8 protein-coding genes and 2 pseudogenes are annotated in these 7,985 nt (G+C 70.5%); 1 reads left to right on the forward strand and 9 read right to left on the reverse strand.

Going from position 1 to position 7,985, the window contains the following annotated elements:
- Positions 1 to 73: 73 nt before the first annotated feature.
- Genes tsaD through alr form a run of 6 tightly spaced genes read right to left on the reverse strand, consistent with a single transcriptional unit; the run spans position 74 to position 5,168 of the window.
- Positions 74 to 1,117, reverse strand: coding sequence for a tRNA (adenosine(37)-N6)-threonylcarbamoyltransferase complex transferase subunit TsaD (gene tsaD, locus PKH97_RS10880; RefSeq protein WP_324387433.1), 1,044 nt, complete (start codon positions 1,115 to 1,117; stop codon positions 74 to 76).
- Positions 1,114 to 1,581 (reverse strand): ribosomal protein S18-alanine N-acetyltransferase, encoded by a 468-nt coding sequence (rimI, locus tag PKH97_RS10885; RefSeq protein ID WP_324387434.1) that lies wholly within the window; start codon positions 1,579 to 1,581, stop codon positions 1,114 to 1,116. The genes tsaD and rimI overlap by 4 nt, the downstream gene beginning before the upstream one ends.
- 29 nt (positions 1,582 to 1,610) lie before the next feature.
- The gene (gene tsaB, locus PKH97_RS10890) at positions 1,611 to 2,294 is read right to left on the reverse strand and encodes a tRNA (adenosine(37)-N6)-threonylcarbamoyltransferase complex dimerization subunit type 1 TsaB (RefSeq protein ID WP_324387439.1); all 684 of its coding nucleotides are present in this window, start codon (positions 2,292 to 2,294) and stop codon (positions 1,611 to 1,613) included.
- 2 nt (positions 2,295 to 2,296) lie between these two features.
- Positions 2,297 to 2,809 (reverse strand): tRNA (adenosine(37)-N6)-threonylcarbamoyltransferase complex ATPase subunit type 1 TsaE, encoded by a 513-nt coding sequence (gene tsaE / locus PKH97_RS10895; RefSeq protein ID WP_324387435.1) that lies wholly within the window; start codon positions 2,807 to 2,809, stop codon positions 2,297 to 2,299.
- Complete coding sequence (locus tag PKH97_RS10900; RefSeq protein WP_324387436.1) at positions 2,806 to 3,993, reverse strand: alpha/beta hydrolase; 1,188 nt, start codon at positions 3,991 to 3,993, stop codon at positions 2,806 to 2,808. The genes tsaE and PKH97_RS10900 overlap by 4 nt, the downstream gene beginning before the upstream one ends.
- Entirely contained in the window at positions 3,990 to 5,168 is a 1,179-nt protein-coding gene (gene alr, locus PKH97_RS10905) for an alanine racemase (RefSeq protein ID WP_324387437.1), read from the reverse strand. The genes PKH97_RS10900 and alr overlap by 4 nt, the downstream gene beginning before the upstream one ends.
- A 229-nt stretch (positions 5,169 to 5,397) precedes the next feature.
- Between alr and PKH97_RS10910 the strand changes: the two are divergent.
- Positions 5,398 to 5,523 (forward strand): annotated as a pseudogene (locus PKH97_RS10910) (fructosamine kinase); the annotation flags it as partial.
- A 3-nt stretch (positions 5,524 to 5,526) separates the two neighbouring features.
- Here PKH97_RS10910 and PKH97_RS10915 read toward each other — a convergent pair.
- The 3 genes and pseudogenes from PKH97_RS10915 to PKH97_RS10925 all read right to left on the reverse strand — a co-directional run.
- Positions 5,527 to 6,219 carry a hypothetical protein gene (locus PKH97_RS10915; protein ID WP_324387438.1) on the reverse strand — a complete coding sequence of 231 codons (693 nt, stop codon included), beginning with the start codon at positions 6,217 to 6,219 and terminating at the stop codon, positions 5,527 to 5,529.
- A gap of 158 nt (positions 6,220 to 6,377) precedes the next feature.
- Entirely contained in the window at positions 6,378 to 7,241 is an 864-nt protein-coding gene (htpX, locus tag PKH97_RS10920; protein ID WP_324387440.1) for a zinc metalloprotease HtpX, read from the reverse strand.
- A 102-nt stretch (positions 7,242 to 7,343) separates the two neighbouring features.
- Positions 7,344 to 7,802 (reverse strand): annotated as a pseudogene (locus PKH97_RS10925) (sigma-70 family RNA polymerase sigma factor); the annotation flags it as partial.
- Positions 7,803 to 7,985: the final 183 nt, after the last annotated feature.

The following is a 7,985-nucleotide window of genomic DNA, read 5'->3' on the forward strand; positions in this document are numbered from 1 at the left end:
CGCGCCTCCTGGGCGGGCGAGGTGCAGGCCGCGAGCGCCACGGCGGCCGCGACGATGACCGTATGCCGTGCCCTCACGCCCGCACCTCGGTCACCGGCATCGAGGAATCCGCCGGCAGGGAGAGTCGGGAAGGTTCGCGACCGCGCATCACGAACTGCGCGCCGAGTGCGGCCACCATTGCGCCGTTGTCGGTGCACAGCCCGGGACGCGGCACCCGCAACCGGATGCCCGCGGCATCCGCGCGCTCCTGGGCCAGGGCGCGCAGGCGGGAGTTCGCCGCCACGCCGCCGCCGATCTGCATGTCCTGGACGCCGTGCTCGACGCAGGCGCGAATCGCCTTGCGGGTCAGGACATCGACGACGGCTTCCTGGAAGGACGCCGCGACCTCGGCGACGGGGACGGTGCGTCCGGCGCGGCGTTCGGTCTCGACCCAGCGGGCGACCGCGGTCTTGAGGCCGGAGAAGGAGAAGTCGAAGCGGTGCCGTTCGAGATCGCGGCCGGTTGTCAGACCGCGGGGGAAGTCGATGGTGATCTCACCGTCGCGGGCGGCCCGATCGATGTGTGGTCCGCCGGGGAAGGGCAGGCCGAGCACGCGCGCGACCTTGTCGAAGGCCTCGCCCGCGGCATCGTCGATTGTCGCCCCGAGCGGTTGCACATCGCCGGTGACGTCGGGGACCAACAACAACGAGGAGTGCCCACCCGACACGAGCATCGCGAGCACCGGCTCCGGCAGCGGCCCGTGCTCGACGATGTCGACGGCAACATGCGCGGCGAGGTGGTTGACGCCATAGATCGGCTTGCCGAGCGCCAGGGCGAGAGCCTTGGCGGAGGCCACCCCGACCATCAGGGCGCCGGCAAGGCCCGGGCCCGCGGTGACGGCGATCGCGTCGAGGTCCTCGAGGCGGACACCCGCTCCCGCACAGGCCCGCTCGATGGTCGGCACCATCGCTTCGAGGTGGGCCCGGCTGGCAACCTCGGGGACGACTCCACCAAATCGGGCGTGCTCATCGACACTGCTCGCGATGGCGTCGACGAGGAGAGTCTCACCCCGGACGATGCCGACGCCGGTCTCGTCGCAGGAGGTCTCGATGCCGAGCACCAGTGGTTCGTCGCTCATCGGTCCTCCTTGTCCGTGGTCACCGAATCACCTTGGGGGAAAAGGAGTTTGCGCATCACCAAGGCATCGACGTCGCCGGGCTGGTAGTAGCGCCGGCGGGTCTGGATCGTCTCGAAGCCGGCGCCGCGGTAGAGCCCGATGGCGGCGATGTTGTCGGCTCGGACCTCCAGGAGGACAGCGTCGGCGCCCTCGCGGACGGCCCGGCCGATCAACTCCCCCAACAGGATGCGCCCGATGCCACGGCCACCGACCCTGGGCGAGACGCCGATGGTCATGACGTCCGCGGTGTCACCACCGTGATCGATCCCGGCATAGCCGACCACCGAATCAGCCACGCGCGCAACGACATACTCCCGCCGAGGGCGTGCGGCGAGTTCGGCCCACCAGGTCGCGAGCGACCACCCGTCAGCCGGGAAGAGCAGGCGTTCGAGCGCGTCGACGTCGTCGAGGTCGGTCCAGGACATCGGCCGCACGTCCACAGCGGCCTCGGGGATCACGGCGTGCCGCCATCGGCGAGTGCGGGCCTCGGAGTGCCCGGCTCGTGCGCGTCGGGGCGGCGCAGATAGAGCGGAGTGGGCGGGATCGGGTCGCCCGCCAGCAGGTGACGGATCGCCACCGCACCCAGGGTCGCCGCCGAGACGTCAAGCGGGAGAGCGGCATTCGGGAGCAGCTCGGGGTAGAGAACTGCGCCTCGCCCGATGGCCGGCAGCGCGCGGACCTCGGCTGGCAGTTCCGCGGGCCGGCCGACGGACGGCTCGCTGCGACGGACGGCGGAGCCGGCGGACACGGCATACCGGGCCCAGTAGACCTCCTTGCGCCGCGCGTCCGTGGCAACGACGACATCGGCGGGCTCGGGGTAGGCATCGGCATACGCCTGGGCGAGCGCATCGAGCGAGCAGACGCCGTGCACGGGGATGCCCAGGGCATAGCCCATGGTCACCGCGGTCACGATACCCACGCGCAGGCCAGTGAACGGCCCGGGGCCGACGCCGACGGCGATGTGCGTCAGGTCGCGCGCCTCGATCCGACTGCGCTGCAGGACATCGGCAACGGCGGGCGCCAACGCTTCGGTATGCCGGCGTGCGTCGATCACGGCCACTTCGGCGAGGGTCGTGCTCTGGTCGCACACGGCGGCGGTGATTGCGGACGTCGCGGTGTCGATGGCGAGGAGGCGCACGATCAACCGCCGATCTCATCGCCGGCGCAGTCCGCGACCAGCGCCGTGAGCGCCTGCCGCAGGGCTGGCGACGTCCAGCGGTCCCCGACGCTCCTCAGCCTCAGGGTGCGGACCTCGGTGTCCGGGTCGGCGCTCAGGTGGAGCGCGAGGTGGCTGTCGGCGAGGTCCTCGGCCAGGCCCTCCCCCCACTCCACGACCGTCACGCAATCGGCGATGTCGGCGTCGAGGTCGAGATCGTCGAGTTCCACGGTGGAGCCGAGGCGATAGGCATCGACGTGGACGAGCGCGGGTCCCTCGCCGAGTGCCGGGTGGAGACGCGCGATGACGAAGGTCGGTGAGGTCACCGCGCCCCGGACGTTCAGGCCCGCGCCGATGCCCTGAGTGAGGGTGGTCTTGCCGGCCCCGAGATCGCCGGTGAGGATGATCAGGTCGCCGGCGCGCAGGAGCACCGCGAGGGCCCGGCCGAGGCCGGTGACGTCCTCGGGGCGGGGCAAGGTGACGGTGCCGGTGGTCATCGCGCCGCTGCCCTGGCCCGGGACGCACGGGGGGTCCTGCTGCCGCGAGCCTTGGCCACCGCACGGCGCCGAGCGATATCGGTGACCTTGCGTTTGCGTTGACCCGTGACGGCCGGATGGCCGACCAGCGCCCGATCGATCAGCGCGAGCAGGTTGGCGTTGACGAGTGCCGGGTGCTCGAGCATGACCAGGTGACCGGCATCGGTGATGACGACGTGCTCGCATCCCGGGAGCGCATCGACGATCGCCTGACTATGCTCGGGCGGGGTGAGCCGGTCCTCCTCCCCATTGATCACCAGGGTGTCGATGCCGGCGAAGGCGGCCAGGGCGGCCTGCTTGTCGTGGCTCTCCAGCGTCGGCAGGAAGGCGGCAACGACGGTGAGGTCGGTGCCGAGCAGCATGTCCGCGGCATACCGGACAGTCTCCTGCGAGACCGGCGAACCGAAGGAGAAGCGATCGACAAGCGCCGACTCGAGGTCTCGGCCGAGGATCCGGGCACGCCGCCAAACTCCCTGCCGGGCAGCAATATTCGCGAGCACACCGGGACCGTTGCGAAGGACGGCAGCACCGAGATGCCGGCCGAAACCGGTGGTGATCAGCCCGTCGCCACCGGCCGTCGTGGCCAAGAACGCCGCCGCGATCACGCGCTCGTGGATCACCATCGGGTGCTGATCGGCCAGCGCCATCACGGTCATCCCGCCCATCGAATGTCCCACGAGCACGAGCGGGGCAGTCGGGGTGGTGGCGGCGATGACGGCGTGCAGGTCTCGGCCGAGTTGATCGATGGTGTCGTTCGCGATATCCCCGTGGGCGGACTGTCCGTGCCCGCGCTGGTCGTAACACACCACGCGGTAGCCGGCCTCGACCAGGGCACGGCGTTGGTGGATCCAGCAGCCCAGGGCCAGACAGTAGCCGTGGGCGAAGACCACCGTCGGCCCGGTCTCGCTGCCCACCGGCTCGTCGACCTCGACGTGCAGGCTCAGCCCGTCATCCGTAGTCACGGCGAGGATCGCGTCGGGGATCCAGTCAAAGGGGTGCGCGGCGCCGACCTCGGCGCCGTCGATCCCGTCGAGGCGCTGGCGCTGCAACGTGGCGCGGCGAGCCATCGCCCCGCCCGCGCTGACCGCCCCGGCGGCAACAGCGAGCCCTAGGCCCGCGGCTGTCAGGCCGCGGCTTCGGCTCATCGGCCCTCTCCGACATAGACACGCGGCAGCCGCGAGCTGACACGGGTGACGATCTCGTAGCTGATCGTGCCGGTGGCCGTGGCCCAATCCTGCGCCGTGGGCTCGCCGTCCTCGCCACGGCCGAAGAGCACGACCGGGTCGCCCGGTGCCACGTCGGCGTCGGGACCGAGGTCGAGAACGACCTGGTCCATGCAGACGCGGCCGGCGATCGTCTGCCGCACCCCGCGGTGCAGCATCGGTCCGGCATTGGAGGCGTTGCGCGGCAGGCCGTCGGCATAGCCGAGCGGGACCAGCGCGAGCCGGGTCGCCCGGTCGGTGACGTAGGTATGGCCGTAGCTGACGCCCTGGCCGGCGGGCACGTCCTTGACGAGCGCGACATGCGAGATCAGGCGCATCGCCTCCCGCAGCCCGTAGTCGGCGGGCGTGCCGAGATCGGGGATCGGCGAGAGCCCGTAGACCGCCAGACCGGGGCGGACCATGTCATAGGCGGCCGACGGATTGGTCAGTGTGGCAGCGGAATTCGCCAGGTGACGCACCTGGGGACGGATGCCGGTGCGCTCGAGTTCGGCGACGGCGGCTTCGAAGGTCTGCTGCTGGGAGCGGACGGTCGGGTGGTCGGGAGCATCGGCATACGCGAAGTGGGATAAGACGCCGACGACCTCCACGGCGCCCTCGGCCGCGGCGCGGGCGGTGGCGGCGACAAGGGCGGTCCAGTCGCTGCCATACGCCCCATTGCGCGCGAGCCCGGTGTCGACCTTGAGGTGGATGCGCGCGGTCTTGCCCTGCCGGGTGGTGGCCCGGAGCAGCTCGTCGAGCGCGGCGACCGAGGAGATGCCGAGGTCGATGTCGGCCAGCACGGCCGAGCCGAGGTCGGCGCCGGGGACATAGAGCCACGTGAGCATCGGGGCGGTGACGCCCGCGGCGCGGACGGCGACAGCCTCGGAGAGCTGCGCAACGCCGAGCCAGTCCGCCCCGCCGGCGAGGGCGGCCCGCGCGGACGGGACGGCACCGTGCCCGTAGCCGTCGGCCTTGACCACGGCCATCAGGGCCGCGTCGCCGGCACGCTCCTTCAAGGAGGCGACATTGGCCCGGATGGCACCGAGGTCGATCTCGGCGTAGCCGGACGCACCCGGCAGCGGGTCGGGTGCGGATTCGGGGTCTGAGGAGAGAGCCATAAGGCGGCCCAGTCTAGTTTCCCGGGGCGCTCCCAAGGACGAGTCCGGGCGTGGTGCGGGTCAGAATGCCCGGTGGACGCGACCACTCGGGAGTTCGTCGAGGGCCTGCTGGGGGCGGCGGTGGCCAATGCGCGGTCGTTGACGGGCGGGGATATCTCCGACACCGTGCTGGCGACGCTCGCCGACGGCCGGCCTGTGGTGGTCAAAAGCGTGCCCGGAGCGGGGTCAGCCGCTCGCGCCGGGGTGGCGCGAGCGGCTGCCGATTCACCAACTCTTCCCGCTGCTCGTGCACGCCGTGATGTTCGGCGGCTCGTATGGCCGACCGGCCGCGGCGGGGGACGCTGGGCTCGCGTGAGCGTCAGTCGTGGCGGACGAGGTCCGTGGCGCGCAGGTTGCGCTCGACGGCCAGGGTCATCCGGACGGCCATGGCACGGGCGGTCGCGGCCTTGGTGGAGCGACCGGTGACGGCGACGATCATGTCGCCGACGCGGACGGCGCCGGTCACGGCGTACTTCGTGCCGACCTTGCCGGAGGTGGAGAGCCAGTAGCGCTGCGGGTTCTTGCCCGTCCAGGTCAGCCGGGTCTGCGGGTTGTACCAGTTGCACTTGAGCTTGTCGGCAACGAAGCGGTTGAAGGCCTGCTTGCCATCGGACCAGCCCGAGACGTTGATTTCGGCGTCGTTCTTGTAGAGCGACTCGGCGTCGGTGGTGTAGTCCTCGACGAACATCCAGGTGCGGCCCGCGATGGTCTCCATGCCGGCCCGGCCGGGCTCCTGGCACCAATGCTCGCCAGTGGGCGCGACCCACGGGTAGTTGCCGAAGTCGGCGAAGAGCGTGACATTCCCGGCCAGCTGCTTGCCCTTCGGCGCGACATCCGGGATGTCCCAGGCAGGTTCGGGCCAATCCGAGGCAGACGCCGATGTCGGGGCGGAGCTCGACGTGCGGCCGGCGGTCGTCGGGGCGGCGATACCTGGAGTGGCGGCGAGCCCGGTGACGGTGCCGGCGGCCAGAGCGGTGATGACAACACGACGGGCAAATGGGTTGTGCGACATGACGTTCCCCTTGCGTTGGTGGGCGGGTTGCTACGGTGCAGCCCTCATCACTCCAGACGCATCGACCCCGGCAGTGGTTGTGCCGGGATCGGACTATTCTTGATGCGATCTGCGTGTGACCCGCCGCCGAAGGGCTGCGGCCACGGTCGCCGCGAGGCTCAGTGTCGCTGGGTGCCGGAGGCCATCGCCTCGAGCCGGGCGATGCGCTCGGCCATCGGGGGGTGCGTGGCGAAGAAGCGGGAGACGTCCTGCGCCCGGAAGGGGTTCGCGATCATCATGTGCGAGTTGTTGACCAACTGCGGGGTCGGCGCCAGCGGGGCGCGGCGCGTGCCGGTCTCGAGCTTTTGCAGGGCGGACGCGAGCGCGAGGGGGTCACCGGTCAGCTTCGCGCCGTCCTCGTCCGCGTCATACTCGCGGGTGCGGCTGATCGCCATCTGGATCACCATCGCGGCGAAGGGCGCGAGCAGCGACATCCCGATCAGCGCGAGCGGGTTGGGGCGGTCCTCGTCATTGCCGCCGCCGAAAAAGAGCGCCATCTGCGCGACCGAGGTGATCACGCCGGCGAGGGCGCCCGCGATCGAACCGGTGAGGATGTCGCGGTTGTAGACGTGCATCAACTCGTGGCCGAGGACACCACGCAACTCGCGCTCGTCGAGCAAGCCGAGGATGCCTTCGGTGCAGCAGACGGCGGCGTGGTTGGGGTTGCGCCCGGTGGCGAAGGCGTTGGGCGCCTGGGTGGGGCTGACATACAGCGCGGGCATGGGTTTGCCTGCGGCCGTGGAGAGTTCGCGCACGATGCGATACATCGCGGGCGCCTGGGCCTCGCTCACCGGGTAGGCGCGCATGGCGCGGATGGCGAGCTTGTCGGAGTTCCAGTAGGAGTAGAAGGTGGTCGCCAGGCCGATGAGGGCGAAGATGTAGATGTACCTGCCGCCGCCGATGATCGAGCCCAAGCCGAGAAGCAGGACCCAGATGAGGCCGAAGAGCCCGGCGGTCTTCAGCCCGTTGAAGTGGTTGTGCATGCCCCGTCCAACGCCGTTTCGGTCACTTTTCGTTCCCGAAACGTACCGCCTTCCGCGCCGGAGCTGAGCGTGACGAGGCCGCGGTGTGGCGATTGCCCGCACGGCGACCGGATTGCACCCGAGGGCCTCGGCGATCGCCGAGTCCAGCTGATCGGCGATATAGCGCAGCACGAGCACGATGCGCTGGCGTTCGGGCAACTGGGCAAGGGCCCGCACGAGCAAGTCGCGATTGACGACCCGCTCGTGCCCGGGCCCGCCGGTCGTGATCCGGTCGCTGGTGACCAGGTCGTGCGAGACGACATCCCGCGAGCCGCGCTTGCGCTTGCGCTTGCCCGACAGGAAGTGGTTGACCATGATCCGGCGGACATAGGCATCGACATTGTCGGCCCGCTGGACACTCGGCCATTTGGCGATCAGGCGCTCCATCGTGTCCTGGACGAGGTCCTCGGCATCGGCTCGTTGCCCGGTCAGCGCGGTGGCAATGGCCATCAGCCGGGGGAGCGTCCCGTCGATATACGCCGTGGCCTCGGGCAGCCAGTCGGGTTGGCGACGCCCGATCACTTCGGCATCTCGTTGGACCCCGGCCAACGGAGTGCGCTCCTCAACCGGGGCGTTGGTGGGATTGTTGCAACCGAGCGGGCCGAGGGCAGGCGGGGTGCCGGCGCCGGTCAGGGGTACGCCGGCATATGTCGCTCCCCAGGGCAACTGCGCCTGTGCCGGAAAGACGTCGCCGAAGCTGTAGCT

Origin of the sequence: Nostocoides sp. (genome assembly GCF_035343835.1) — a bacterium.
Classification (GTDB): domain Bacteria; phylum Actinomycetota; class Actinomycetes; order Actinomycetales; family Dermatophilaceae; genus Nostocoides_A; species Nostocoides_A vanveenii.